Source organism: Streptomyces sp. NPDC094448 (genome assembly GCF_044763775.1).
GTDB lineage: Bacteria > Actinomycetota > Actinomycetes > Streptomycetales > Streptomycetaceae > Streptomyces.
The window spans coordinates 332,286-358,955 of record NZ_JBIWGU010000004.1 but is presented as its reverse complement, the minus strand read 5'-3'; the positions used below and the strand labels follow the sequence as shown (position 1 = coordinate 358,955).

Here is a 26,670-nt window from a genome sequence, read left to right as displayed (position 1 = left end):
TCCCCGGACGGAACGGCGTGTGCGCGCACGGGGGCGTTCACGCATCCTGGTGCGCGCCCTGCCGAACCCCCGTCGGCAAGGCACGCGTCCGCAGCCAGTACGAGCGGGCCGCGACGGTCAGCGCGATTCCGTAGACGGCAAAGGCGGAGATGCCGATCCAGCCGACCAGCAACGCGTCGCCCGGGGAGGGGAAGTCGCCGCGCCCCATGGTCACCGCACCGGCCGTGACCAAGGCCAGATAACCGGCCCCCACAACACCGTACGGAACGAGCGTCGCGGCACCGAGCAGGGCAGGGGCGAGCGGAAGCCAGCGTGGCACCCGCCGGCCGCGAAGGAACAGGGTCCAGCCCGGGAAGACCTGCCCCCACGGGCGGACCAGGCCCCAGAGCAGGAAGACACCGAGCACGGCCAGCAGCACGGTGGGGTCCAGGCCCCAGGACGCCAGGGTGAGGAAGGTCCCCGAGGCGCCGTTCCGCTCCGAGACCGCCAGCATCTCCGCACCCGTGGTCCCCGCGAACGTGCCACCGAACGCCCAGATCAGCTTCATCACCGCGTACGGAACGAAGGCCAGCGTCCCCGCCCAGGCGGAGAGCCGGTCGTGCCGCGGTGCAGCGGACGGCCCCCGGGTATCGGTACCGGCGTCCCGATGGTCTCGACGGGCCATGGCCGCGAGCAGCACCGCGCCCACCGCCGCGAGGGCCTTGTTCACCGCCGCGGCCCGGCTGTCCACTCCCTGACCGACCATCAGTGTGATCACGTCCATCAACAGGCTGAACGCGGTGATCCCGGCCAGCCCACAAGCCACCTGGAGCAGCACCCGTAACAGCGGCCTCGGCCCGTATCGGATCACCGCCGCGCTCACCAGCACCGCCAGCACCCCCAGCGCCACAACGGCCCACCCCAGCACCGGGGCAGCTGAGTCACCGCCGAAGGGAAGCAGGGAGGTCCCGCTCAGCGCGGCCGCCAGGCCGAAACCGGCGTACAGCACCGCCCACAGCGTTGTTGCCCAGGCCACCCAACGCGGCCGTCGGGCGCTCCGCGGTGCCTTCGTCGTCCGTTCCGCACTGGTCATGTGCCCAACGGTCCTTCAAACGTGGTGGGCAGACGTCAGCCGCCGGAATGAACTCCCGTCCGCCTGCCGGGTGAGCGACCTCCGAAGCCCAGATGTATGTCACGGAACGAGACGTCTCAACGGGCCTTTCGCAGGGAATCCGGACCGGCCGCTGCCAGACCGGTGGAGAGAGGACAGGCATCGACGAGGCGCCCACGTGACTCCGGGCTACAACTCCTCCCCCGCCACCTGCAGATACGCCTCCCGTAGCTCCCTCAGCACCGGATGGGCCGTATCCATCGGGGTGCCGTCCACCGAGGACAGGGCCCGGACGCCGATCGCCGCGTTGGTCGCGAAGGCCGCCCGCATGCCCTTGGCCCGTTCCAGGGTGACCGGCTCGGACGTGCCCCGCGGGAGCAGCGCCTCCGTCACCCCGGGCAGCGCCGGGCCCTCGGGGCGGACGATCCGGCCGTCGGCGTCGACAAAGCCGACGTTCCAGGTCACGCCCTCGGACACCAGTCCGTCCCGGCCGACGAGCAGCGCGTCGTCGAAGCCCGCGAGCTGCGCGGTACGGCGGGCGTGCAGCGCGCCGACGAGCCCGCAGTGTTTGACCAGGGGGAGATCGCGCTCGTACACCACGCTCATCACCACGAGCGGCGGCGGCGACAGTTCCCCGGCGGGGCGGACGGTCACCAGGAACCGCGGACCGGTGGCGTCCGCCGGGCGGACCAGGCTCAGCGCCGGGTCGTAGTGCGTGACGCGGACGGTGCACGGCAGCTCCCGCCCGGCCGTCGCCGCCCGGATCAGCTCCCGTACCCGGCCGGTGTCCACGTCCGTACCGAAGAGCGTCCGGGCGTCCCGTACCAGCCGCTCCAGATGCAGGGCGAGCCCCCGGACACTGCCGTCGGCCTCGATGCGGAGGGTCGTGAAGTGGCCGTACGAGGTCAGCGCGAGCGGCAGCAGGTCATCGGCGGTCGCGGGCCGGTCGTCGAGGGTCGCCATGAGGTCAGCATGTCACCCCGGGCCCCGCCCGCCGGGGGCGTTCGGGTCAGTCACGTCCCCGCCCGCGAGGAAGCGGGCGAACGCGGCGGTACCGAAGAGAAGCACGGGCCCGCCCGGGACCTTGGAGTCCCGGACACCGACCCGGCCGGTCAACTCCGCTATCTCGACACAGTTACCGCCCGAGTCGTTGCTGTAGGAGGACTTGAACCAGGTCGCTGCGGAGGCCAGTCCAAGGGCCATTTCGTGGGTAGTGATGGCTAAGCCCGCTCTCGTGTGAGTTGTTCCAGGAATCCGGCGGTACGAGCCGGCGGCAGCGCGCTGTCCCGCATCGCGTCGAAGCGGCGGATATTGCGCTGGACCTCGCGCCGCTCGTCGGTGACGCTGACCGTGCTCCACATATCGGTCTGCACCACTGGCGCGAGGGTCTCGGAGAAGTCCAGCAGCGTGAAGTTGCTCTCCGCCCGATAGGTCACGACATCGTGCGGCAGGATCTGGACGGTCACATGGTCCAGCTCCGACAGCTCGATGATCTCCCGGTACTGCGCCCGCATCACCTCGGGACCGCCCACCACGCGGCGCACGGCGGTCTCGTCCATGATGACCCGCAGCTCCAGCGGATCCTCGGTACGGGTGATCAGTTCCTTCCGCTCCATCCTCAGCCGGACGTTCTGTTCGACGTACTCGGTCTTCGTCTCGTCGACCGGTTTGGCGATCTGGTAGAGCGCCGTCGCATAACCCTCGGTCTGGAGGAGTCCATAGACAAATGACGGCTGCCAGGCACGCATGACCGTCGCGTCCTGCTCCAGCCCGCGGAACGTCGGCATCCGTGACGGCATATACGCCTTGTACGGAGTCCACGGCTCCTTGCTGAGGGACTCCCGGTGCAGTTGGAGCAGAGTCTCCTGATCCTCCTCGGGCATCTCCGGGCCGAGCAGGTCGATCAGCCGCTGTAGATCGGTCACGCGCGGCAGATCGTTCTCCCCGATCTCGACGCGCGCCAGCTTCGTATGGGAGAAGCCCAGGGCCTCGGCCACCTCCTGCAGGGTCTGCCCCCTCTCCTCCCGGAGCTTTCGCAGCTCCTTGCCCAACTCCCGGCGCCGAAAAGTCGCTCCGCGCTTCGCTGCCACTGTCTCACCCTTTCCCCGGTCCTGCCGGTGCTCAACATGGGCTGTGTCCGGTACCGCAACGCACTCTGTTCCGGTCGGCTCCGCCCCTGTCACCCACTGGGCAACTCCGTGTCCGGTGCCGTGGCATGTGCCATTTTCGGCACCTCTAGTGATGTCCTTGCACAGTAAATCGCACAGGGCGCACGGTAGTTGAGCGGTTCGGCGAAGTAGCCGATCTCCGCAGCGCACTCCCCCGTGCGGCATTTGGGCCGCCCGCGGCGGAGTGCGTCAGCCAGTCACCAGCCTCCGGGCGATCGCCTCCCGGACGCACCCCCCTGGGAGAACGCCGATGACCTCGACGACCGACGGGCTGTTCCCGGCCGAGACGGAACCGGCCGTGCGCCATGCCTTCGAGATCGGCTTCTCCCCCGACGAATCCCGGGTCCGGCCCATACGGCATCTCACGGCGGACCGGCTCCGCCACTGGCACCTCGACGACCTCGCCGACGATGCCGCACTGATCGTCTCCGAGCTGGTCAGCAATGCGATCCGGTACGGAGACGGCCACCGGATCACCCTTCGCGTCGAGCACCGTGCCCGCGAACTCCGCATCGAAGTGGCGGACGGCACCCCGGGCCGGGCCGTCGCCAGGACGGCAGGGAACGAGGACGAGGGCGGGCGCGGTCTGCTGCTGGTCGCCGCACTCGCGCGGGAGTGGGGCACCAGTTCCGGCGGGGAGACCACCTGGTGTGTCCTCGCCGTCCCGGCAGAAGCCCCGGGGCCGCCCGTGGAGCGGCTGCCCCGATGACGCCGGAGGGACTGCTCGCCGAGAACACACCGCCGGACACCGCCGTCTGCTGCGTCTGCGGCCGGATCACCACTGCCCCGGTGGAAGCCAGACCCGGCGCCCTCGCCTGCCCGGAACACATCCTCGACGCCCACACCGGCCGTGTTCCCGTCTCCCTTTCCGCCCCCGGCAGGACTCCTGGAATCCACTCCTGATTCTCATCCCCGCCTCAGACGGCGTTGGTTGCGTGGGCGCGGGCCCGGCCGACCGGCCGGGCCCGCTCGCAGCATCCGGAACGAGGAGGAGGCGCATGGTGTCCCTGTCCAAGGCAGCCGCGGCGGGGGGAGGGCGGGCCGGGCCGGTTCCCCGGCCGTCCGGACCACCCGGGGCACAAGGGCCCGCGCCCCGGCCCGAGGAGCCGCCCCTGCACGTGGCCAGCCGGCTGCACGCCTTCAACCGGTTCGAGCTGAAGTACCTGGTGCGCGTGGAGGAGGCCGCCGCGATCCGGGACGAGCTGGCCGAGCGGATGGACCGGGACGTCCACAGCCCGGTCGGCGGCTACGGCGTCTGGAGCCTCTACTACGACACCCCCCAGCTCCGCTTCTACTGGGAGAAGATCGAAGGGCTGAAGTTCCGCCGCAAGCTCCGGATCCGCCACTACGGCACCCTCGACGGGATCACCGACGACTCACCGGTCTGCGTGGAGATCAAACAGCGGGTCAACCGGGTCACGCAGAAGCGCCGCATCACCCTCCCCTACGGCACCGCGCGGCAGCTGTGCGACGGCCGGGAGCTGGTGCCGCACGCCCCGCGCGAGAGCGCCTTCGTCCAGGAGGTCCTCGAACTGATCGTACGGCTGAATCTGCGGCCCACCGCGATCACCGGCTACCAGCGCGAGGCCCTCGTCGGCCGGGGCGCGGACACCGGGCTGCGCGTCACGCTCGACCGCCGGGTCCGCGGCCGGGACCGGGACTTCCACTTCGGGACCGCGACCCCGGAGAACCGGTTCACCGTCCCACCGCACCTCGCGGTGATGGAGGTCAAGGTCAACGAGCGCACCCCGCACTGGATCACCGATCTCACCGCGCGCCGCAATCTCGCCCTCGTCCGGATCTCGAAGTACGTGCAGTCCGTCGAGGCGTTCGGCCGGGCGCCGCGTTCGGTCTTCCACCTCGATACGGCGGACTGGCCGCCGCCCGCCCCGGATTCTCCTTCCGGCGCCCCCCTCCCCGAATCCACCCCCACGACCGCAGGAGCGGCATGAACTTCGGCGACTTCGAACTCCAGGAACTCAGCGGCACCTTCAGCGTGGCCGACGTGGTGGCGGCGATGGTGCTGTCGTTCGTCCTCTCCACGGTGATCGGGTACGTCTACCGCTACACGCACCGCAACATCTCCTACAGCCAGTCCTACGTCCAGACCCTGGTGATCGTCGGCATGATCGTGGCCCTGATCATGCTGGTCGTGGGGTCCAATCTGGCGCGGGCGTTCACCCTGGTCGGCGCCTTGTCCGTGGTCCGCTTCCGGAACGCGATCAAAGAGACCAGGGACGTCGGTTTCATCTTCCTCGCGATGGCGATCGGCATGGCCTGCGGCGCCCGCTTCTACACCCTGGCCGCGGTCGGCACCGTGGTGATCTGCGCCGTGGTCGTGGTGATGTTCTCCTTCAACTGGTTTGCGCTGAACGTGCAGCGGCAGGTCGTGAAGGTCCAGGTGCCCGCGGGTGAGGACTACACGCCCCGGATCCGTGACGTACTGATCAAGTACACGAGTGAGTTCGAGCTGGTGAGTACGGAGACGATCCGCGGCGGTGCGCTCACCGAGGTGTTCTACACGGTCCGGCTGAAGAAGGGCTCCGAACCCGGCGATCTGGTCAACGCGCTCCAGGAACGGACTTCCGGCCAGCGGGTGACGGTCCTGACCGGCTACGACACCACCGACCTGTGATGTCCGCACCCTCCGGCCCGGCGCCCCGGCGCCGCAGGCTGCGGGACCGGCTCCCCGTACGGCTGCGCCACCACTGGAAACCCGTCGCGGCGGTCGGTGTGGGGCTGGCCGCGATGGCCCACTTCCTGGGCGACGCACGGATCGCCCCGTACGTCACCTCGGCCTCACAGGTCGAAGCGGACCCCATCACCCACGATGTACAGGGTCCGGTGAAGCTGTACGACCCCTCGGTGACCCACACCGTCCGGCTCAGCTACCGGCAGACCGACTTCGACAAGATGATGAAGGAGTTCACCGACGAGGGCGGCAAGGAGTACATCGAGGCGGATCTCGTCATCGACGGGGTACGCCTGGACGATGTCGGGATACGGCTCAAGGGCAACTCGACGCTGTCGTCCCTGCGCGGGGGGAGGGGTATGCCCGGCGAGAGGGAGACCGGCAGGGAGACCGGGAGGGAGATACCGGCCGGCGGCGGGGAACTCCCCGGCGGCGGCCCCGGCACGGCCGCAGGCGGAGCCGGTGGCGGCGGCGCCACAGGCGGAGCCGGTACGAGTGCGGGTGCCGGGGCCGGTGGAGCCACAGACGGAGCCGGTACGGCACCGGGCGGCGGGGCCCGGAACCAGGGGGCTCCCGGCGGCGCCGGAGGACCCGGCGGGATGGGCGGGATGGTCCGCTACGACCTCTCCGCCTCGAAACCCGAGGAACTCCCCTGGCTCATCAAGATCGACGAATTTGTCGAAGGCCGCGCCTACCAGGGGGAACGGGAGATCTCCCTCCGCCCCGGCAGCGGCGACGCGGTCCCGCTCAACGAAGCCCTGTCGCTCTCCCTGACCGCGCAAAGCGGGCAGAAGACCGAGCGGTACGGCTTCGCGAAGGTCACCGTGAACAACCGGCCGACGGCCACCCGGCTCATGGTCGAGAGCCCGGACACCGACTACGCCGAGTCCATCGGCGACGGCAACGGGGTCCTGTACAAGGCCAAGGCAGGCGGCAGCTTCGCCTACCGGGGCGACGATCCGACGGAGTACACCACCTCCTTCGAGCAGCTCAACAAGAAGGGCAGCCGCGATCTGGAACCGCTGATCAGGCTGATCCGGTGGGTGGACGGAGCCTCGGACGAGGAGTTCGAACGCGAACTGGACCAGTACGTGGACGTCGGGTCACTGGCCTCCTATCTGGCGACCCAGAACCTGCTGATGAACTTCGACGACATGGCGGGCCCCGGGAAGAACTACCTGCTCTGGTACGACCTCGGCACCCGGAAGTTCTCCGTGCTCGGCTGGGACTACAACCTGGCCTTCAGCGGGGACGCGACGGCGGGCCCCGAGGACTCCGCCGCCATGGGCCCGTTCCCGGGCGAACGGCAGGGCGCGGGCGGGGCGGGCACAGCGCCGGGGGGAACGCCCGGAGGAGCCCCGGAAGGAATGCCGGAGGGGATACCGGAGGGGGCGCCGCAGCCTCCCGGCGGGGCAGCTCCCGGGGCAGCTCCCGGCGGCGGGCCGCCCGGTGGGGAACCTCCCGGCGCCGACGGCGGACGCGGCGGACCCGCCATGGGGCACGCGCTGAAGACCCGGTTCCTGGAGTCCGACGCCTTCAAGGCCCGCTACCAGGAGACGTACCGCACGCTCTACGAGAAGTTCTACCGGTCGGGCAGCGCCGCCGGGGACCTGCGCGACCTCGCGGAGCGGGCCGAGGCCGCGGGCGCCGGCTCCGGGCAGCTCGACACCACCGTGACACGGCTGGCCAAGACGGTCGCGGACCGGACGGCGGCGCTGAAGGAGAAGGTGGGCTCCGACCGGGATACGGGTCAAAGGGCAACGGGATGAACGCGGAGCCTTGAGAGGCCCGGCCGGCCCCGGACGACGCTCAGCGTCACCACCGGCGGCACGCATGTGCCGGCCCTGCTGCTGATAGGGGCGGGTGGCCCGGGCGCTGGCCACCCGCCCCGGCCGGGGCTACTTCGCGAACTTGTCGTTGAAGGCGAAGTAGTCGATGGAGGCGGCCATGGCGGTGTCCTGTCCGGTGAGGAAGGCGCGGGCGGTCTCGGCGGCGGCGGTGTAGGCGACCTGGGCGATCGCGGTTCCGGCGGAGTACCGGGAGACGCCGGCCTCGCGCAGCTGCCCGGGGGTGGGGGCGCCGGGCAGCCACATGGCGTTGATCTTCAGGCCGGTGTCGCGGGCGATGACGGCCAGTGCGTCGAGGTCGAGCAGGCCGGGGACGAACAGGCCGCAGGCACCGGCTTCCCGATAGGCGTTGCCTCGTGCGACGACGTCGGCGAGACGGCCGTTCTCGTCGCCTACGCCGAGGAGGAAGACATCGGTGCGGGCGTTGATGAACAGGTCGATTCCGGCGTCGTCGGCCGCAGCGCGGGCGGCCGTGATGCGCCCGGCGGCGACCTCGGTGCCGTACAGCGGACCGTTGCGGGTGGCGCCGGAGTCCTCCAGGTTGATGCCGACGATGCCGGTGGCCAGGAACTGCGCCATCGTCGCGTGCAGACCATCGGCATCGTCGGCGTAGGCGTTCTCGATGTCGGCGCTGACCGGCAGTTCGGTGGCTGCCACGATGCGCTCCAGGTTGGCGAGCACGTCCGCCTTGGCCAGCGAACGGCCGTCGGCGATGCCCTGGGACCAGGACTGCGCGCCGGAGGAAGTCGCAATGGCGGTGGCACCGGCCTCGGCGGCCAGGCGGGCGCTGCCGGCGTCCCAGGCGTTGGGCAGCACGAGGAAGTCGTCGTGAAGACCGCGGAACAGTTCGGCGCGCTTCTGCTGGAGGGTGGTGGACATGCGGGGGTTCTCCTTCCGGACCGTCTCTCGGTCCCACAGTCGGTAGACGTGCCCCGGCCGGCGCATGTGAGATGCCGGGGCGGGAAATCCCGAGAGCGCTTCTTCCGGGCCGCGGCCCGGAGCCGGGGCCCGGCGTAGCTGCGCCAGGAACACCGGTGTTCGGCCGTGGCGACGATGTCGGCTTCAAGGCCGAACAGTCCTGCCGGGCCGGGGCGCCGGGGGGAGGGGGTCGTGCCGGGCGTCGCGGGCCAGGCGGGATTTTGACGACACGGCCTAGAACAGCCGTCCGGCCCGGGACTCGGGCGGCTCCTCCAGGTCCAGCAGAAGCTGCTTGCGCTCCAGCCCTCCGCCGAACCCGGTGAGCTTGCCGCCCGCGCCCACCACCCGGTGACAGGGGATGACGATGCTCACCGGGTTACGCCCCACAGCCTGGCCCACTGACTGCGACAGCTCCTTGCCGCCCAGTCCGGCCGCGATGTCGCCGTAGGTGATCCGCACGCCGTACGGGATCCGGCGCAGCTGCGCCCAGACCTGTTCCTGGAACTCGTCGCCGCTGGTCACCGCCGGAACGTCGAACAATTGCCGCTTTCCGGCGAAGTACTCGTCGAGTTCACTGCGGGCCTGCGCGAGGACCGCGTCAGCCGAGATGTCGGTGCGCCGGCCCCATGCCGAGGGCGGGGGCGTGTACCGGTAGCCCTGAAAGTAGAGCCCGGCCAGAGCATCCCCGTCGGCGACGACCAGGAGCGGCCCCACCGGGCTGTCCACGTGCGCGTGTCGGACGTCCATGCCGATCTCCTGTCTGTGCCTGCTGCCTGTGTCTGCTGCCTGTACGGGGAGAAGACGTGCGAGCGCCCGAAACGTGAGATGCGTTCCGGTCACGGCCGTCCCGGCAGGGCGGCGAGGAATGGGGTTCACCGGGGCGCGGGGCACTCACGGCGGGTCCGGCGGCGCGGTCATGGTGACGTTCCGGGTCCGGTGATCACCAGGCTGCCGTCGTCGGTGACGGTCCAGAGGGCGCCGTCCGCACCGGTTCCGGCCAGGCCGCGCAGTCGCCGGGCGCCGACCAGGGCCAGCGTGGCGGGCCGGCCTACGGCGGCGGTGGCCAGGGTGCGGTCGGGCCGCCAGGATGTGGACCACAGCAGCCGCCGGGCCACCTGGGCCCAGCCGGCCTCGGGGCCGGTCATCACCCATACGTCGGCCGGTGCGTCGGCGAACCGACGGGCCTGGCACAGCCAGGAGGCCGCGGTCTCCGGCCAGGTGGTCGTGGCGGCCACGACGCCGCCGGCGGTGTGCCAGGCCCGGGTGATCGCGTCGGCGGCGGCGAGAGCGGCCGGGGTCCGGCCGGATCCGACGGCGATGCTCCGGGCCCCGCGGGCCCGTGCCAGCTCGACCAGCGCGGCGACTTCGGTGCCGGTGACCGCCCGGTCCGGGCCCGGCCGTGGCGGGTCGGCCAGCAGGGGGCTGGTCAAGGGGTCGATGGGATGTCTTCCTCGTACGTTGATGGGATGCCTCCCTCTTCAGCGGTCTTCCCTGGTCGGCAGGGGCCTGGGCAGTACCTCGCGGGCTACCGCGGCGTCGGCCCCGCCTGCGGGCGCGGCGGTCGGCCGTGGGCTTCCGGCGGTGTCGGCCGCCGAGGACGTCAGGCGGCGTCGTGGAAGACCAGGCCCAGGGTGTGCCGGTGGCCGGAGCGGATCGCCGAGACGCCGTGCCGGACGGGGGCGGCCGACCAGCCGCGCACGGAGCGCACCGGGCGGTCGCGGGTGGTGAACACATAGCCGTGGCCCTGCGGGAGCAGGGTGGCGGTGCCGCGGGACTGGGCACGGGCGCGCTGCTCGACCAGCAGGAACTCCCCGCCGGTGTGATCGGTGCCGGGCCGGTCCAGGTTGATCACGACTTGGAGCGGGAACACCAGATCGCCGTAGAGGTCGCGGTGCAACGCGTTCCAGTCCCCGGTGCCGTAGCGCAGCAGGATCGCCGTGGACTTGGACTGTCCGGCCGCGTGGCACATGCCCAGCCACTCGTCCAGGGTGTCCGGCCACGGCGCGGTGCGGCCCAGCCGCTCCCACCAGGTGCGGGCGATGGGCAGCAGCCGCGGGTACAGGGCCTGTTTCAGCTGCTCGACCGGCTCCGGGTAAGGGGCGTGGAAGTACTTGTACTCGCCGGACCCGAACCGGTGGCGGGCCATGTCGACGGTGGACCGGAACAGCTCGGGCCGCGCGTACAGATCCCGGAGGACCGCGGCCTCGTCCGGGGTGAGCAGCCGCGGCAGCAGCGCGCCTCCGAACGCGTCGAGCTCGGCGGCCACCGCGTCCCAGTCGGCGGCCCCGACCCGGCCGGCCCACGGCCCGGCTCCGGCGGCGGTGTCCGCGCCGGGAGCCGTTGGCTTCGTCCCGGTGACGGTGGTGGTGTTCATGCTGCGGCCTCCAGTTCCAGGAGTGCGGTCTTTGCTTCCAGACCGCCGATGTAGCCGCCGAGGGTGCCGTCGGTGCGCAGCACCCGGTGGCAGGGGACGACCACCGGCAGCGGGTTGGTCGCGCATGCGGTGCCGACCGCGCGCACCGCCTTGGGGTTGCCGACCAGCTCGGCGACCTGGCGGTAGCTGCGGGTCTGGCCGTAGCCGATCTCCGGCAGGTGCTGCTGGACCAGCTGCCGGAAGCCCTTGGACAGGGACAGGTCCAGCGGCAGGTCGAACACGCGGCGGTGGTGCTCGAAGTACTCGTCGATCTCCCGGGCGGCGGTGTCCAGCCGGCCGGGGGCGTGCAGGATCCGCGGGCTGACCTTGTCGGCCAGGGCCTGCAGGACCTTGTCGTGGTCCTCGACCGCGTAGGCGACGCGGATCAGGCCCCGGCCGGTGGCCGCCAGCAGCAGCGGGCCGACCGGGGAGTCGACGACGGTGTAGGCGATGTCGACCAGGTCGGCGGCCTGTGCCTCGGCCTCCAGCCGGCGGTGCAGCCGGGCCATCGTCCCGGCGTCGACGGGAGCCGACAGCATGCTCAGGACGTCATCGTGGGGTCGGGTGCCGCTCATGTAGATGCTCCTCTCGAAGTCGCGCCCGGATAGTGTTTTCGCAGATTCTTCAGACCGTCCGCCGCCGCCCGGCGTGCCGCCGTGGTGTTCCCGCCCAGGACCGCCGCGATCTCGTCGTACGACATCCCGGCCAGATAGCGGAACGTGACCGCTTGCCGCTGTTTGTCCGGAAGGCGCCCCACCATCTCCCACAGCTCCCCGTCGCCGGCCCCCGGCACCCCCAGCGCACTGGGCACCTCGGGCAGTTCCTCGGCCGGCAGCGGCAGGCGGCCGGCCGCACGCAGCACGTCGATCGCCTTACGCCGCGCAATCGTCACCAGCCACGCCTCCACGTTCGCCGTCTCCGGCAGCCCCGGCCAGGCCCGCATCGCCGCCAGAAACGTCTCCGACCAGGCATCGTCGGCATCGTGCGTCCCCAGCAGCGCCCGGCACACCCGCAGCACGGTCGCGCCGTGCCGCTCGACCGCCTTCTCGAATGGTTCCCTCATCCTCGCCCTGCCGTAGACCTTGATTGCGAACCGATGTGTTCGAACTCCCGAGACAACCGGCCGACCGCAGCCGGCCCCGGCACTCCGGGTCCGGCGGCTCCCGCTCGGTCTTCGAGCCTCCGTCGGGCCCTGCCGCCTTCTCCGCCTGCTGTCTCACGGGGAAGACGGTGCGGGAGGCGTGAATGTGAGATCCGGATTCCAGCCGCCCGGACACACTCCCCCGGCCTGCCGGGAGGGCGGTGCTGCCGGCACGTCCCGGACGGCCGCCGCCGAGGACGGACCACGCACGCGGAACCCGGGACGGCGCGGCCCGGACCCGGCCGCGCCTCCCGGTGCGGGACCCGGCACGGCACGGGCCGCAGCCGGTCCCGTTCACCCGGCGGACGGGTGCAGGACGGGCGTGTACCCGGCGGCCAGTACCTGCACCGTCACCGCGGGAGTGAGCACGTCCACCCGAAGGTCCGCGGCGACCGTCCGCGCCGCGCCGTACCCGGCCATCGACCAGGGCAGCCGGCGCCCCTGCCGGAGCAGCCCGGCCTCGCCGTCCAGGCGGACGAACACACCGTCCGGCAGGTCGCCGACCGCCGCCCGGAAGGTGCGCCGGCACCCGTCGGGGGTTCGCCGGTCCGTCTCCAGTCTGCGGTCCATCTCCGGCGCACCGGGAGGACCGCCGCCCAGGGCGTCCGCCCAACCGCGCTGGAACCGCCGGTAGTCCGGAACACGGCACAGTCCACAGGGCCGATGACCGGCGGCGAGAGCCGTCGCCTCGTCGAGGAAGTACAGCTCCGTCAGCCGGCCCGGCTGCCACTGAACCCGCCACCGGCCCTTGAACTCCAGCACACAGCAGACCCAGGCCCGCGTCGACGGCTTGCGGGTCGGCTGACCGGCGGCGCCGAGCAGCGAACCCCGGTTCCCCCAGAACAGTCCCCGCCCCGGGTCGGCCACGAGTTCACCATCGGGCCGCACCCGGTTCCGCCTGCCCGTACGAGCACCTGCGCCCGTACGAGCACCTGTGCCCGCCCCCGGCCGGCCCCTCTGCCCCGTCAAGCCTGCGTCCATCGCCATGAGCCGCTCCTCGCCCATCGGGTGAACGGCGGGCATGGCCGACCGCCGCCACGGTGAAGACGCCGGCAGCAGGCCGAGCGTGAGACCGGGGCCGGGCGCCCATCGGACCACGGCGCCCCCTGAACGGGCCGCACAGTTTCCCCGGCTACCATCGGCCGCCCCTCCCCCTCCCTTCCGAGGTGCCCGTACGTCATGGACCGACACACCACCGTCCTGGTCGTGGAGGACGATCCCAGCATCCGCACCCTGCTCACCTCCGCACTCACCGCCGCCGGGTACGCCGTCGAGAGCGCGGCCGACGGAGCGCGGGCCGCCGCGGCGGCCGGGAGCCGCCGGCACGGCCTGATCGTGCTGGACGTGATGCTGCCCGACACCGACGGCTTCCGCCTCATCCGCGAACTGCGCACCCGCGGTATCTACACCCCCGTGCTGTTCCTGACCGCCCGTACCGAGGTCGAGGACAGGATCATCGGCCTCAGCTCCGGCGGCGACGACTACGTCACCAAGCCCTTCCACATCCAGGAAGTCCTGCTGCGGATCCGTGCGATCCTGCGCCGGGGCAACGCGCCCGCCGCCGCCTCCGGGCCCCTGCCGCCCCTGCGCTACGCCGACCTCGCCCTGGACCGGACCGCCCACGAGGTACGGCGCAAGGACCGGTTGTTGAAGCTGTCGCCCACCGAGTTCCGGCTGCTGACCTGCTTCCTCTCCCATCCCGAACACGTGCTGGACAAGCGGGAGATCCTCCGGCAGGTCTGGAACTACGACTTCTCCGGCGACACCCGGATCGTCGACACCTATGTGAAGAACCTCCGGCGCAAGATCGAAACCGAACCGCCCGCGCTGCTCCACACGGTGCGCGGCGTCGGCTACTGCCTGCGGCTGCCGCGCGACGAGAACCGCCCGGTCGGCCCATGACACCGCGCCTCGTCCCGCGCTCCCTGCGCGGCCGTCTGGTGCTGATCACCAGCCTGCTGGCGACCTGCGCGGTCGTGCTGTGCCAGTTCGCCGGGCTGACCGTGCTGCGGAGCTGGCTGACGGACGAGGTCGACGACCGGCTCGTGGGCTTCCGGCCGCCGCCCGGCGCCTACCGGGACATCGCCGCCGGCGGTATCCCCCGGCACCCGCGCCCGGACGACGCCCTGCCCTCGGAGTACCGGGTGTTCTTCTACGGGGCCGACGGGCGGCGCCTGCCATCGTCCCTGGGCTCCGGCGAAGGACCCGGCCCGCGGCTTCCGCAGGACGCGGCCGACCTCGACCCGGGCATGACCGAACCGACCACGATCGGCTCCGAGGACGGACCGGGGGGCACGCCGGGGGACACGGACTGGCGGGTCATCGCCCACCCCGGGCCCGACGGGATGTCCGCCGTCGTCGCGCTCCCCCTGGACACCGTCGACGGCGCCACCACCCGGCTCCTCTGGTTCAGCGCCGCGCTCGTCGTCACGGTCGCCGCGGGGGTGGTCGCCCTGGGCGGCTGGGCCGTACGGCTCGGTATGCGCCCGCTCACCCGGGTCGAACGCACCGCCCGGCGGATCACCCAGGGCGCCCTGGAGCTGAACGTCCCGGTCCACGACCCGGACACCGAGGTCGGCCGGCTGGGCCTGGCGCTCAACACCATGCTGGACCAGCTGCGCGCCGCCCTGCGCCGTACCGAATCCTCCGAACGGCGCATGCGGCGCTTCATGGCGGACGCCGGCCATGAACTGCGCACCCCGCTCACCGCCGTCCAGGGCTTCGCCGAACTGCTCCTCGACGGCACCGGTACGACCGGCGAGCAGCGCCGCGAGGCCCATGCGCTGATCGTCCACAACGCCGACCGGATGAGCCGCCTCGTCGACGACCTCTTCCTCCTCGCCCGGCTCGGCGACGGGCCCGGCGTTCCGCGTCCGCACCGCGAACCGGTCGACCTGCTCTCCCTCGCGGCGGACGCCATCGCGGGCGCCGCCGTGCGCCACCCGGACCGCACCATCACCCTGGAGCCCCTGCCGTCCCCGGCGCCCCCGGGCCGGGTCCGCGAAGCCCCGCCGGACCCGGCGGGGCAGGGGGACGGCCTCGATATCGTCGAGGCGCCGGGCGACCCCCATCAACTGGCCCAGGTGCTCGGCAACCTCGTCGCCAACGCCTGTGTCCACACCCCCGCCGACAGCCGGATCCGGATCCGGGTCGGCGCCGGGCGCACCGACGACCACGGGGGCCACGGGGGCCACGAGCATCCCGTGGGGCCCGGGAAGCGCGACGGCCACGGCCTGCGGCAGGACGGCCGCACCGGCACCGGGTCCCGTACCGGTGTCCGTACCGGAACCGGTCCGCCGCTGCCGCCCGGACTCCCGGTCTGTGTCGTCGAGGTCGCCGACGACGGCCCCGGCATCGACCCGGCCGACGCACCGCACGTCTTCGACCGCTTCTACCGCGGCCGCCCCCGGAACGGCGGCCCCGAACCGGGATCCGGCCTCGGACTCGCCATCGCGGCGGGCATCGCCACCGCCCACGGCGGCCGGATGGAGCTGGACAGCCACCCCGGCGGGGGCACCGTCTTCCGCCTTCTCCTCCCCTGCTCCACGGAACCGGCGGGACCCACGGGACCGGCGGAACCGACGGAACCAGCAGGACCGGCGGAACCGACGGAACCAGCAGGACCGGCAGGACCCGCAGGACCCGCAGGACCCGCAGGACCGGCAGGACCGCTGGAAGCAACAGGGGCGACGGCACCGGAGGAGCCGGTCGGGCGACCGCCCCGCGCACATCCCACCCCAGGCGCCAACCCCTGACATCCATGTAGAAAAGGGGCATGGCGGGATCCGAACGCTCCTCCGGAGGAGCAACCGGCGGCGGGGCTCGGTCCGTGTTCGGGCTGCGCAGCGTCGTGGGGCAGATGTTCGTGCTCCAGCTCGTCGTCGTGGTCCTGCTCGCCCTCGGCGCGATCCTCCTGCTGCTGCTCATGGCCCGGCAGGAGAGCCACCAGGAGGCCGGGAGCCGCTCCCTCGCGCTCGCCGAGGGTTTCGCCCAGGCCCCGGGGACCGCCGCGGCCATCGTGTCGCCCGATCCGACCGCCGTACTCCAGCCGAGGGCCGAGGCCGCCCGCAAGGGCGCCGAAGTGGACTTCGTAGTGGTGCTGAACCGGCAGGGAATCCGGCTGACGCACCCGCTGCCCGACCGGATCGGGAAGCACACCTCCACCGACATCAAACCGCTGCTGGCCGGGAAGACCGTCGTCGAGGACTGGGTGGGCACGCTCGGACCGCAGGTCAGAGCGTATGTACCGGTCCGCGGGCCCGGCGGGGACGTGGTCGGCGCGGTCGGGGCGGGCGTCACCACCGCCAGCATCCAGTCCGCCGCCCGGGAACAGCTCCCCGCCGTGCTGGGGGCCACGGGCGCCGCGGTCCTGCTCAGCACCGGGGGCGCCGCGCTGCTCAGCAGACGGCTGCTGCGCCAGACCCACGGCCTCGGACCCACCGAGATCACCCGGATGTACGAACACCACGACGCGGTCTTGCACTCGGTCCGCGAGGGCGTCGTCATCGTGGGCCGCGACGGCCGGCTCCAGCTCGTCAACGACGAGGCCCGGCGGCTGCTCCGGCTCCCCGAGGACGCCGAGGGCCGGACCGCGGCGGGGCTGGACCTGCCGCCCGGCATCGCGGATCTGCTGGTATCGGGCCGGGAGGCCACCGACGAGCTGTACGAGGTCGGGGACCGGACCCTGGCGATCAGTCAGCGCCCCACCGAGAGCACCGAGGACGGCGGCCCCGCGGCGGAGCCCGGACGGGTGGCGACCGTACGCGACACCACGGAGCTGCTGACACTGTCCGGGCGGGCCGAGGCCGCCCAGCGGCGGCTGGGCGTCGTCTACGAGGCCGGGATGCGTATCGGCACCACCCTGGACGTCCGGCGCACCGCGCGGGAACTGGCGGAGACCGCCGTCGGCCGGTTCGCCGACTTCGTCACCGTCGACCTCGTGGACGCGGTACTGCGGGGCGAGGAGCTGCACGGCGCGGAGCGCGACGTACGCCGGATCGTCGTCGCCGGGGTCCGGGACGGCGCCCCCTTCTACTCGGAGGGCTCCCGTATCGAGCTGGCGCCCGCCACCCCGCAGGCCCGCGCCATGAGCACCGGCCGCCCGGTCCTGAAACCGGTCCTGAGGGACGCCCCCGGCTGGCTGTCCCAGGACCCGGAGGTCGCGCGGCAGCTCCTGGACTACGGAGTCCACTCCCTGCTCGCCGCCCCGCTGCTGGCCCGCGGAACCCTGCTGGGCGTCGTCAGCTTCTGGCGCGCCGGGCCGCGCGAACCGTTCGACGCGGACGATCTGGCGCTCGCCGAGGAGGTCGCGGCGCGGGCCGCCGTCTCCCTCGACAACGCCCGCCGCTACACCCGCGAGCACACCATGGCCGTCACGCTCCAGCACAGCCTGATGCCGCGCTATCTCCCGGTCCAGGAGGCGGTGGAGGTCGCGTACCGCTATCTGCCCGCACAGGCCGGCGTCGGCGGCGACTGGTTCGACGTGATCCCGCTGCCGGGCGCCCGGGTCGCCCTCGTCGTCGGCGACGTCGTCGGGCACGGGCTGCACGCCGCGGCGACCATGGGACGGCTCCGTACCGCCGTCCACAACTTCTCCGCGCTCGACCTGCCGCCCGACGACATCCTGAGCCACCTCGACGAACTCGTCGACCGGATGGACCAGGAGCGCACCCCCGGCGACGACGGGCCCGACGTGACCGGGGCGACCTGCCTGTACGCCGTGTACGACCCGGTCACCGGGGACTGCGTGATGGCACGGGCCGGCCACCCGCCGCCCGTACTGGTGCACCCCGACGGCAGCGTCGTCGTCCTCGACGTACCCGTCTCACCGCCGCTGGGCACCGGCAGCGGACTCCCCGTCGAAACCATCCGGTTCACCCTGCCGGAGGGCGCGCGGATCGTGTTCTACACCGACGGTCTGGTCGAACGCCCCGACCGGGACATCGACACCGGGCTCGGACTGCTGATCGACGCCGTCGCCGACCGGCCCGGCCTCGATCCGGAGGAGACCTGCCGGGCCGTGCTGACCGCGCTGCCCGGGGCCCAGCCCCGCGACGACATCGCGCTGCTCGTGGCCCGGATCCACCGGCTGGACCCGGACCGGATCGCCGAGTGGCAGGTTCCCTCCGACACGGCGGCCGTCGCGCCGGTACGGGCCGAGTGCGCCGCCAGACTCCAGGCCTGGGGCCTGGAGGAGATCGTCTTCACCACGGAGCTGATCCTCAGCGAACTGATCACCAACGCCATCCGGTACGCCTCCCAGCCGATCACCGTGCGGATGATCCACAGCACCTCGCTGATCTGCGAGGTGTTCGACGGCAGCAGTACGGCGCCGCATCTGCGGCGGGCCGCGATCACCGACGAGGGCGGCCGCGGGCTGTTCCTGGTGGCGCAGCTCGCCGACCGCTGGGGCACCCGCTACACGGCCCGGGGCAAGGCGATCTGGACCGAGCAGAACCTCCAGGGTCCGGGCGGTGCGCCGTCCGGCGGACCCGATCTGACGGACGCCCTGCTGGACCACTGGAACCTGTAGCGGGCGTGGGCCCGTACCGTCCGGGCCCGCCCTCGGCCGTGAAACGCCTCGGGGCCGGGCCGGAGCCCGGCCCCGAGAGCCTGTCAGTCCTGTCAGTCCCGTCAGTTCGGTCCCGTCAGTTCGGTCCCGTCAGCTCGGTCGGTCCCGTCAGTTCGGTCGGTCCCGTCAGTTCAGTCCTGTCAGTCCTGGTCTCCCAGGTCGCGGCGGCCGAAGCGGCGCTTCCTGCCGAGCTTTCTCGCGACCGGCCAGGGGTCACGGACGGAACGTCCGTAGCCCCTGAGTTTGTGCGGCCGGCACAGCCCGCAGCCCTTGCGGCGGCGGTGCGGTGAATGAGCCATGTCGTCCTTCCCTACGCGCCCCGCCCTGGGGCCGGCGTAGGAGACAGCTGTCGCGGTACGGCATGGGCCCACGCTAACAAGGGCCGGTGCGGCGGCCCGCCGCCGGGGAGAACGGGCCCGCCGTCGGGGCGGCTCAGGGCAGATGGAAGGGAACGGTAGTAATGACGATCTTCGGGAGGTGGCGCAGGGCGCGGCGCAGCCGGGCCGCGGTGCGGCTGTGCAGGAACTGGTGCCTGCGGTGCCGGGTGACGATCTCGGGAAGGATCACCGTGAGCGTCAGTTCCGGATTGAGCCGGTGCAGGGTCTCGATGTAGTGCACCAGGGGTGCCACGACGGCCCGGTAGGGGGAGAGAACGGTCTGGAGCGGCAGATGGTCGCCCCACAGACTCCAGTAGGCGCGGAAGCGGCGCTGTTCGTCCTCGGTGGTGCTGATGTGGACGGCGAGTGCGGGCTGTCCGAGGGAGGCGGCGTAGGCGAGAGTCCGCATTCCGGCCAGGTCGAGGGTGGCGACGGCGACCACCGACAGATGGTGGATCTCCCCCGGGATCACCTCGGCTTCCTCTGCCTCCTTCGCCTTCTTCGCCTCCCGGCGGGCCGGCGGGCCCCCGGCGGGGGTCGCCGGGGCGAGCGGACCGGCGCCGGTGCGGGCGGGGAGTTCAACGGCGTGCGGACGGAGCCGCAAATACGCCCGCGCGGCGGTGTAGTGGCTTCTGATCCGGGTGGTGACCAGCAGGAACAGCAGAACGGCGATCAGCGCGACCCAGGCGCCGGAGGTGAACTTGCTGACCCCGGCGGTCAGCAGGACGAGTCCGGAGAGTACGGCTCCGACCGCGTTGAACACGAGGCTTTTGCGCCAGTGCGGATCGCGCCGCCGCCACCAGTGGACGACCATCCCGCTCTGCGACAGCGTGAAGGCGAGGAAGACGCCGACCGCGTAGAGCGGGATGAGGGCGTCCGTACGGCCTTCGAAGGCGATGTACACCAGGGCCGCGGCCAGCGACAACAGCACGATGCTGCGGCTGTAGGCGAGCCGGTCCCCGAGGCGCAGAAAGGTCTTGGGCGCGTAGTCGTCCCGGGCCAGCAGCGACAGAACACGGGGGAAGTCGTTGTACGCGGTGTTGGCGGCCAGCAGCAGCACCGCGGCCGTCGCCGCCTGGATGTAGACGTACATCCAGCCGCCGCCGAAGGAGAGATGGGCCAGCTGGGAGAGCACGGTCTCCTGGGAGTGCGGCACCACGCCGGTCAGGTGGATCAGTACGACGATCCCGGCGAACATGGCGATCAGCAGGCCGACCATCCAGCTCAGGGTGGTGCGGGCGTTGCGCCACTCCACGGGCCGGAAGGCGGGGACGGCGTTGGAGATCGCCTCGATACCGGTCATCGCGGTGGCGCCGGAGGAGAAGGCCCGGGTGATCAGCAGCAGTCCGACGGTCTCGGTGACCGGCAGCGCGGGCGGCGCCACCGGCCGGAACCCGGTCTCCGCGGCGTCCACGAGCCCGGCGCCGATCAGGGCGAACATCGCGATGACAAAGGCGTAGGTGGGGGCGGCGAACAGTGCGCCCGCCTGCCGGATGCCCCGCAGATTCCCGGCCAGCAGCACCACGACGACCAGCACGCCCAGGGGTACGGTCCAGGGGACCAGGCCCGGCAGGGCGGAGGTGATCGCGGCGACCCCGGAGGCGATGGAGACCGCGACCGTGAGGACGTAGTCCGTCATCAGCCCGGCCGCCGCCACCAGTCCCGCGGTCGGTCCGAGGTTCTCGCCCGCGACGATGTAGGAGCCGCCGCCGTGCGGATAGGCCCGGATGGTCTGGCGGTACGACACCCCCACCGCGAGCATCAGGAAGACGATCACGGCGGCGACCGGGAAGGAGTACGCGAGCCCGGCGGCACCCGCCAGGACCAGGACCGTGATCATCGCCTCGGGCCCGTACGCCACCGAGGACAGCGCGTCGGCGGAGAGCACCGGCAGCGCCACCAGCTTCCGCATCCGCTCGGTGACGAACGCGGAACTCGCGAGCGGGGCGCCGAGCAGCAGCCTGCGGACCGTCCCGCCCGCGCCCGCCCCTGCCGTGCCCGCGTCCGCCGGGACCGCCCCCGCGCCCGCCTCCGCCCCGGACCCGGCCCCGGCCGCGGGCTCCACCGCCCGCCGTCCGCTCAGGGACCGGGCCCGCAGCGGGGAGAGGGGCACCAGCCGCCCGAACCACGCCGAACCGGCCTCGGCCCGCGCCGGGAACGCGCCCAGATCCGGCTCCACCGGCAGCGCCCGGTGCCAGACCTCCGGCGGCGACGACACCCGCCCCCAGGCCCGGCCCACCCGGCGCAGCGCCCGGACCTGCTCGTCGCTCAGCCCCGGCAGCACCGCGGTGGGCCCCGGAAGACCCGCCGTACCGCCGCCCGCCCGTTCCTCGGCACCTGTCACACCGGCAAGCGTGGAACACCCGGCCCGCCGGGCACGTCACCGACACCGGCACATCACCCGGTCACACGGCCGCCCGGTGACCCGCGGACCCGGTCACACGGCCGCCCGGTGACCCGCGGACCCGGTCACACGGCCGCCCGGTGACCCGCCGACCCGGTCACACGGCCGCCCGGTGACCCGCCGACCCGGTCACACGGCCGCCGGAGAAAGCCGCCCCCATCGGCGGCCGGCACCGGGGAAGGCCGCGCCGCCCGCCCCGTACAGCGGGACGGGCGGCACGGCCAGCCGACTGCCGCCGCGGCTACTTCCCGCGGTACGCGTCGTACACGGTCACACTCGCCTTGCCGCCCTTGGTGTCGGCGACCTGGCCCCGCAGTGCCAGGGTCTTCCCCTTGGCCGGGTTCTTGACAGTGACCTTGCCCTTGGTGACGGCCACCCGCTGCCACGTCCTGCCGCCGTCGTAGGAGACGGAGACCGCGAGGCCCTTCAGCCCCTTGCCGGCCGCGGGTCCCTGGACGGTGATCGGGAAGGTGACCTTGCGGCCCGCCGGAGCGGTGCCGTCCAGTGCCACCGGGGCGCCGAACCGCACGGTGGACAGAGGTGTCCGCACCATCTCGTCCGGGGCCGTCTGCGCGCTGCGGAAGGTCCAGGAGCCGTCGATACGGGTGCCGACGGAGGAGACCGCCGGGTCCCGCCGTACCGAGGTGGTCAGGGTGTACTGGGCATCCTCGGGACCGAGGTAGAAGCCGTCCTCGCCCTGGAGCGCGTCCGCGATGTCACCGATCTTGGTGGTGCCCCGGTAGAGCGTGGTCTTCGCCGAGGTGAACGCGGAGACGCCCGCGTTGCCCCGGCTGTCGGAGAAGAGCGGCACCTCGGCCCAGAGGGCGTCGTCCCGGCGGAAGACCCCGCTGTAAGGGGTCATCAGCGGGGAGTGGACGGCGGTGCCGACCGTGATGCGGTGGGCCGTACCGGGCCGGTAGTCCCGTTCCGGGCTTGCGTACCACGTCTCGCCGGAACCCTGGGCGTCGAGCTGCTCCACCTCCACGGACCAGCGGTTCGTCCTGCCGTTGGTGGCCGCGTAGTGGGTCCGGGAGCCGGGCAGGGCGTACGGCGCGGTCTCGGAGTCGGACGACCAGCCGTCCAGCGCGTTGACCAGCGTGGAGAGCGCCTTCTTGCCCTTGACGGAGGCGCCGGTCGTCGGCGTGATCTTCGCGAAGTCGGTGGCCTTGAACTTCGTGGTGTGGCCGTTGGAGAGCTGCTTCACCCGGCCGCCCGCGGCGCCGTTGTACTGGACGGCCCCGCGCTCCCACTGGGCGTTGAAGGACTCGTCGATCACAACACCGCTGGGCCGCTTCGGGCCGAGCTGCCCGACCTGGTACAGGTCGAAGGAGCCGACCAGCTCGGTGGAGCCGATGGAACGGCGGCCGTTGTCGACGGTGTACGAGGCACGGGCATTGGTCTGCGCGGCCCGGGTGTCCGGGATGCTCATCCGCACGGGCTTGGCGAGCCGCGCGTCGACCTCGACGGTGGTGTCCTTCACCAGTGCCAGTTTCGGATGGGTCAGCCGGTCCTGCGCGGTGCCCGCCCCGGTCTGGGTGAGCCGTATCGCGTTGAGGACGTAGTCGCCCTTCGGCAGCCGGTACGTCACGTTGGACTTGCCGCTGTCGTCGAAGAAGTGCCCCTCCGCGACCCCGGCGAGCTGGCCCGCGTAGCTGATGAAGTCCTTGCTGGGCTTGCCGTCGGAGCCCGTGTAGTTGAGGGTCAGATCGTACGATTCGACCTCGCGGTCCACGGCGGCGGTGGTCCGCACGGTCCCGCCGCCGCCGGTCGCGGTGACGGTGGCCGTGTAGGCGCCGTTGTTGTCGCCGCCGATCCGGGTGTCGGCCGTCAGCGGCACGGAGGCCGTACCGCCCGCGGGGACGGTGACCCGGGTCGCGCCGAGGGTGAAGAACCCGGCCGCGGCGGGCTGCCCCTTCGGGTCGAGACCGCGGACCGCCAGGTCCAGTTCGACGTCCTGGCTGCCGAGGTTGCGGTAGGTGATCTGCCGGGTGACGGGGGTGTCGTCGGTGTGCGGCCACTGCTGGTGGCCGAAGGAGAGGCTGGTCTCGTCGGAGACGACGGTCTGCTCCAGGGCGCGGTCGACGGCGAGCCGGCCGGTGCCCTGCTGGAAGACTCCGTGGCCGCCGTCCTTCGCGGAGGCGGTGAGCACGGACTTGATGCGGTCGCCGGACCAGTCCGGGTTGCGCTGCTTGAGCAGGGCGGCGGCGCCCGCGGCGTGCGGGGTGGCCATCGAGGTGCCGGAGATGGTGAGGTAGCCGGCCGGGTTCTCGCCGAACCGCTGGGCGAGGGCGCTGCCGGGGGCGGACGCGGCGGTGATGTCGACACCCGGTCCGGTGAGGTCCGGTTTGGCGCCGCCGTCGCCGATGCGCGGCCCGACGCTGGAGAAGTCGGCCATCTTGTCGGCGTCGTCGACCGCGCCGACGGTCAGGGCGGCGTCCGCGCTGCCCGGGGAGCTGATGGTGCCGGAGAGCGGCCCCTCGTTGCCCGCGGCGACGGCGAAGAGGACCCCCTTCTCCTTCGACACCTTGTTGACATGGGCCTCCAGCAGGTCCACTTCCGGGGTGTCCCTGCCGCCGAGGCTCATATTGATGACGTCCGCGCCCTGGGCCACCGCCCAGTCGATGCCCGCGAGGACCCCGGAGTCGGTGCCGTTGCCGTAGTCGTCGAGGACCTTGCCGTTGAGCAGCTTGGCCCCGGGGGCGACGCCCTTGAACCGGCCGCCCGCTCCGGCGCCGGTCCCGGCCGCGGTGGACGCGACATGCGTGCCGTGCCCGTTGCGGTCCTCGGTGTCCGGGGAGTCGGAGAAGTTGGCCTCGCCCTTGACCTGCCCCTTCAGATCGGCGTGGGTCTCGTCCACACCGGAATCCAGGACGGCGATGGTGACGCCCGTCCCGTCGTAACCGGACTGCCATGCCTTCGGGGCGCCGATCTGCGCCACGCTCTTGTCCAGGCTGCCCGTGCGCACGGCATCCAGCCAGACCTTGGCGACCCCCGGCGCGGTCCGCGCCGCCACGGCGTCGCCGTCCCCCTCGGCCCGCCGGGTGAGGGCCTCCCACAGCGCCCCCGCGTCCCGCTCCGGCACGGTCACCGCGTCCGCGTTGAGCGACGGCAGCGACCGCTGCACCTCGGCATCCGCCCGTACCCCCTTACGGGCCGCCGGACCCGAAGCGCCCCCGTACACGACGACGACCTTCAGACCCTTGCGGTACGCCCGCCGGCTCTCGGGTGTACCGAGCGTGGTCACATCGAAGAGCCGCCGGTCGAGCGTCCCCCGCGCGATCAGCTTCTCGGCATCGGCCGGAACCACATAGGTACGCCCCTTCTCGGTCCAGCTTCTGACGGGTATCTTCTCCCGCCCCGGGCCCCGGTCGACGGTGACGGCCTGCCCGCGGGCGTCCACCCCGACCCGGTCCCCCGTGATCAGCGTGATCCAGCGCGTCCCGGGGCTCCCGGCGGTCGTGCCCTCGCCGGACTTACCGGACCCGCCGGTATCCGCGACGGCGTTCGTACTGGTCAGCCCGGCGGCCAGCGCCGCTGCCGCAACGGCGGCGGTGACGGTCGCCGCCCCACGGCCCTGACGTGTGGTGAAGAACAAGGTGACTCCCTGCCCTGCGGGGTCGGTCGACAAGATGCCGGGAACGGTCCCCGCTCCCCGCTCCTGGCCGGAAAGAGTGGCCGGCGGTGATTCCCGTTGTCCGGACCGGAGTTGATGGCCGAAATCAGCCTCCGGGCGGGCCGGTGATCCCGCTGCCGCCGCCGGACGGCCCGTACACGCTCCCCTTCTCCGGGCCGAAGGCCGCCCTCGTCGGGGAGAGGCCGGCGGACGGCGTTGCGGCGCCCGCGGCCCCCTGTGTGATACTGCCGTTTTGGTGAATCGACGACCCCGTCGGGCAGGCCCCGCACGGAGTCGGCGGGTCGCTCGCGTCCGTCGTCACGGCGCATTCGGCCGTGTTCCGCCCGTGCCTATGAGGGAGATTTCCGCTTTCCATGGCGACTGCACCTGATTCCGCGGCCCCCGGAGAAGCGGGGCACCGTTCCGCCGGCACCGGCGGCGCGCCCGGTGCCGGGGCACGCCCCGTGGGCACGGTGCAGATCGTCGATCACGCCCTCCAGGTGCTCAAGGCCATCGCCGAGGCGGACCGGCCGCGCGGGGTGCGGGAGCTGAGCCGGGATCTGGCGATCAGCAAGAGTTCCGTGCAGCGCATCCTGGTATCGCTGGAGCACGAGGGGCTCGCCGTCGCCGACGAGACCCGGAAATACGTCATCGGGCCCGCCGCCCTCACCCTCGCCTGGAAGCACACCGCCAACAGCGACCTCGTCGGCGCCGCCTCCGGCACCGCGTCCCGGATCGCGGCCATGACGGGGGAGACGGCCTGTGTCTCCACGGTCGTCGACGGGCGCCGGGTCACCGTCTACGAGGCCGAGAGCCCCCAGCCGCTGCGGCTGATCACGGGCGTCGGCCGCCCCTACTCCCTCTTCTCCGGCGCGACCGGCCGGGTCCTGCTGTCGATGCTGCCGGACGAGCGGGTCGACCAGTTGGTGCGCGAGCACACGGGAGCGGGCGGCGAGCCCAAGTCCGGATCCGGGTCCGAATCCGGAGCCGAGTCCGGGTCCGGAGCCGAGTCCGAGTCCGTCGTCAGGGCCCGGATCGACGCGGTGCGCGAGCAGGGGTACGCCATCAGCCACCAGGAGTGGATCCCGGGCGGCTGCGGAGTGGCCGTGCCCATCGGGACGCAGGGCAGCATCGTCGCGGCGCTGAGCATCTACGGGCCCGATGCCCGGCTCACCGACCAGCGGACGGCCGAGCTGGTGCCCGTACTGCGGGCCGCCGCCGCGGAGATCACCGTGCGCTGGCGCCAGCCCGCCTGACGGTCCGGGCCGCCTCCTCCGCAGCTCTCCTTCTCCGGGCCGCGCCCGTGGGCCGCCAGGCCCCGTGACGAGCGGATCACCGCCCGGCGGGCGACCCGCCTCCCCCACCCGCCTACGGCCGCCCCCACGGGCTCCCTCCTTTTCACCGCCGTACGGCCTCCCGAGCCGTCTGGCCGGAAC

23 protein-coding genes are annotated in these 26,670 nt (G+C 72.4%); 9 read left to right on the top strand and 14 right to left on the bottom strand.

The window, feature by feature from the left end; genetic code table 11:
- Positions 1–37: 37 nt before the first annotated feature.
- The 4 genes from ACIQ9E_RS10210 to ACIQ9E_RS10195 all read right to left on the bottom strand — a co-directional run bounded on the left by ACIQ9E_RS10210 (position 38) and on the right by ACIQ9E_RS10195 (position 3,180).
- Positions 38–1,072, bottom strand: coding sequence for a hypothetical protein (locus ACIQ9E_RS10210; protein ID WP_403704857.1), 1,035 nt, complete (start codon positions 1,070–1,072; stop codon positions 38–40).
- 207 nt (positions 1,073–1,279) lie between these two features.
- Positions 1,280–2,053 (bottom strand): aminotransferase class IV, encoded by a 774-nt coding sequence (locus tag ACIQ9E_RS10205; RefSeq protein ID WP_403704854.1) that lies wholly within the window; start codon positions 2,051–2,053, stop codon positions 1,280–1,282.
- A 12-nt stretch (positions 2,054–2,065) separates the two neighbouring features.
- Positions 2,066–2,293, bottom strand: a complete 228-nt coding sequence (locus tag ACIQ9E_RS10200) for a DUF397 domain-containing protein (protein ID WP_403704851.1) — start codon at positions 2,291–2,293, stop codon at positions 2,066–2,068.
- Positions 2,294–2,310: 17 nt separating this feature from the next.
- Positions 2,311–3,180, bottom strand: a complete 870-nt coding sequence (locus tag ACIQ9E_RS10195) for a helix-turn-helix domain-containing protein (protein WP_403704848.1) — start codon at positions 3,178–3,180, stop codon at positions 2,311–2,313.
- A gap of 328 nt (positions 3,181–3,508) precedes the next feature.
- On the opposite strand from ACIQ9E_RS10195, the gene ACIQ9E_RS10190 reads away from it, so the two are divergent.
- From ACIQ9E_RS10190 to ACIQ9E_RS10170, 5 genes are all read left to right on the top strand, one after another.
- A complete protein-coding gene (locus tag ACIQ9E_RS10190) occupies positions 3,509–3,967 on the top strand; it encodes an ATP-binding protein (protein ID WP_403704846.1) in 459 nt (152 codons plus the stop codon).
- Positions 3,964–4,161: a hypothetical protein gene (locus ACIQ9E_RS10185; RefSeq protein WP_403704843.1), complete on the top strand. Its 198-nt coding sequence runs from the start codon at positions 3,964–3,966 to the stop codon at positions 4,159–4,161. The genes ACIQ9E_RS10190 and ACIQ9E_RS10185 overlap by 4 nt, the downstream gene beginning before the upstream one ends.
- 215 nt (positions 4,162–4,376) lie before the next feature.
- Positions 4,377–5,210: a polyphosphate polymerase domain-containing protein gene (locus tag ACIQ9E_RS10180; protein ID WP_403704841.1), complete on the top strand. Its 834-nt coding sequence runs from the start codon at positions 4,377–4,379 to the stop codon at positions 5,208–5,210.
- Positions 5,207–5,893: a DUF4956 domain-containing protein gene (locus ACIQ9E_RS10175; protein WP_403704837.1), complete on the top strand. Its 687-nt coding sequence runs from the start codon at positions 5,207–5,209 to the stop codon at positions 5,891–5,893. Before ACIQ9E_RS10180 ends, ACIQ9E_RS10175 begins: the two co-directional genes overlap by 4 nt.
- Complete coding sequence (locus ACIQ9E_RS10170) at positions 5,893–7,719, top strand: CotH kinase family protein (RefSeq protein ID WP_403704835.1); 1,827 nt, start codon at positions 5,893–5,895, stop codon at positions 7,717–7,719. Before ACIQ9E_RS10175 ends, ACIQ9E_RS10170 begins: the two co-directional genes overlap by 1 nt.
- A gap of 129 nt (positions 7,720–7,848) precedes the next feature.
- Here the strand turns inward: ACIQ9E_RS10170 and ACIQ9E_RS10165 are convergent, their stop codons facing one another.
- The 7 genes from ACIQ9E_RS10165 to ACIQ9E_RS10135 form a co-directional block, all read right to left on the bottom strand.
- A complete protein-coding gene (locus tag ACIQ9E_RS10165; RefSeq protein ID WP_403704832.1) occupies positions 7,849–8,676 on the bottom strand; it encodes an isocitrate lyase/phosphoenolpyruvate mutase family protein in 828 nt (275 codons plus the stop codon).
- A 273-nt stretch (positions 8,677–8,949) separates the two neighbouring features.
- A complete protein-coding gene (locus tag ACIQ9E_RS10160; RefSeq protein WP_403704830.1) occupies positions 8,950–9,462 on the bottom strand; it encodes a methylated-DNA--[protein]-cysteine S-methyltransferase in 513 nt (170 codons plus the stop codon).
- A gap of 167 nt (positions 9,463–9,629) precedes the next feature.
- Complete coding sequence (locus ACIQ9E_RS10155) at positions 9,630–10,145, bottom strand: hypothetical protein (RefSeq protein WP_403704827.1); 516 nt, start codon at positions 10,143–10,145, stop codon at positions 9,630–9,632.
- A 170-nt stretch (positions 10,146–10,315) separates the two neighbouring features.
- Positions 10,316–11,089 (bottom strand): 2OG-Fe(II) oxygenase, encoded by a 774-nt coding sequence (locus tag ACIQ9E_RS10150; RefSeq protein WP_403704824.1) that lies wholly within the window; start codon positions 11,087–11,089, stop codon positions 10,316–10,318.
- Entirely contained in the window at positions 11,086–11,703 is a 618-nt protein-coding gene (locus ACIQ9E_RS10145; RefSeq protein WP_403704821.1) for a methylated-DNA--[protein]-cysteine S-methyltransferase, read from the bottom strand. Before ACIQ9E_RS10145 ends, ACIQ9E_RS10150 begins: the two co-directional genes overlap by 4 nt.
- Positions 11,700–12,191, bottom strand: a complete 492-nt coding sequence (locus ACIQ9E_RS10140; protein WP_403704818.1) for an RNA polymerase sigma factor — start codon at positions 12,189–12,191, stop codon at positions 11,700–11,702. The genes ACIQ9E_RS10145 and ACIQ9E_RS10140 overlap by 4 nt, the downstream gene beginning before the upstream one ends.
- Before the next feature lie 372 nt (positions 12,192–12,563).
- Entirely contained in the window at positions 12,564–13,136 is a 573-nt protein-coding gene (locus tag ACIQ9E_RS10135; protein WP_403704815.1) for a hypothetical protein, read from the bottom strand.
- Positions 13,137–13,448: 312 nt separating this feature from the next.
- Between ACIQ9E_RS10135 and ACIQ9E_RS10130 the strand changes: the two genes are divergently transcribed.
- The 3 genes from ACIQ9E_RS10130 to ACIQ9E_RS10120 are packed head-to-tail and all read left to right on the top strand — an operon-like array spanning position 13,449 to position 18,801.
- Positions 13,449–14,171, top strand: coding sequence for a response regulator transcription factor (locus ACIQ9E_RS10130; RefSeq protein ID WP_403704813.1), 723 nt, complete (start codon positions 13,449–13,451; stop codon positions 14,169–14,171).
- Positions 14,168–16,024 carry a sensor histidine kinase gene (locus ACIQ9E_RS10125; RefSeq protein ID WP_403704809.1) on the top strand — a complete coding sequence of 619 codons (1,857 nt, stop codon included), beginning with the start codon at positions 14,168–14,170 and terminating at the stop codon, positions 16,022–16,024. Before ACIQ9E_RS10130 ends, ACIQ9E_RS10125 begins: the two co-directional genes overlap by 4 nt.
- A gap of 20 nt (positions 16,025–16,044) precedes the next feature.
- On the top strand, positions 16,045–18,801 hold the full coding sequence (locus tag ACIQ9E_RS10120) for a SpoIIE family protein phosphatase (RefSeq protein WP_403704806.1): 2,757 nt from the start codon (positions 16,045–16,047) through the stop codon (positions 18,799–18,801).
- 179 nt (positions 18,802–18,980) lie between these two features.
- Here ACIQ9E_RS10120 and ACIQ9E_RS10115 read toward each other — a convergent pair whose 3' ends face one another.
- The 3 genes from ACIQ9E_RS10115 to ACIQ9E_RS10105 form a co-directional block, all read right to left on the bottom strand.
- A complete protein-coding gene (locus ACIQ9E_RS10115) occupies positions 18,981–19,139 on the bottom strand; it encodes a hypothetical protein (protein WP_006347595.1) in 159 nt (52 codons plus the stop codon).
- A gap of 133 nt (positions 19,140–19,272) precedes the next feature.
- Positions 19,273–21,561: an APC family permease gene (locus ACIQ9E_RS10110; protein ID WP_403704803.1), complete on the bottom strand. Its 2,289-nt coding sequence runs from the start codon at positions 21,559–21,561 to the stop codon at positions 19,273–19,275.
- Between the two features lie 301 nt (positions 21,562–21,862).
- On the bottom strand, positions 21,863–25,216 hold the full coding sequence (locus ACIQ9E_RS10105) for a S8 family serine peptidase (protein WP_403704800.1): 3,354 nt from the start codon (positions 25,214–25,216) through the stop codon (positions 21,863–21,865).
- Between the two features lie 392 nt (positions 25,217–25,608).
- Here ACIQ9E_RS10105 and ACIQ9E_RS10100 point away from each other — a divergent pair, with 392 nt between their 5' ends.
- A complete protein-coding gene (locus ACIQ9E_RS10100; RefSeq protein WP_403704798.1) occupies positions 25,609–26,490 on the top strand; it encodes an IclR family transcriptional regulator in 882 nt (293 codons plus the stop codon).
- The last annotated feature ends 180 nt before the right edge of the window (positions 26,491–26,670 follow it).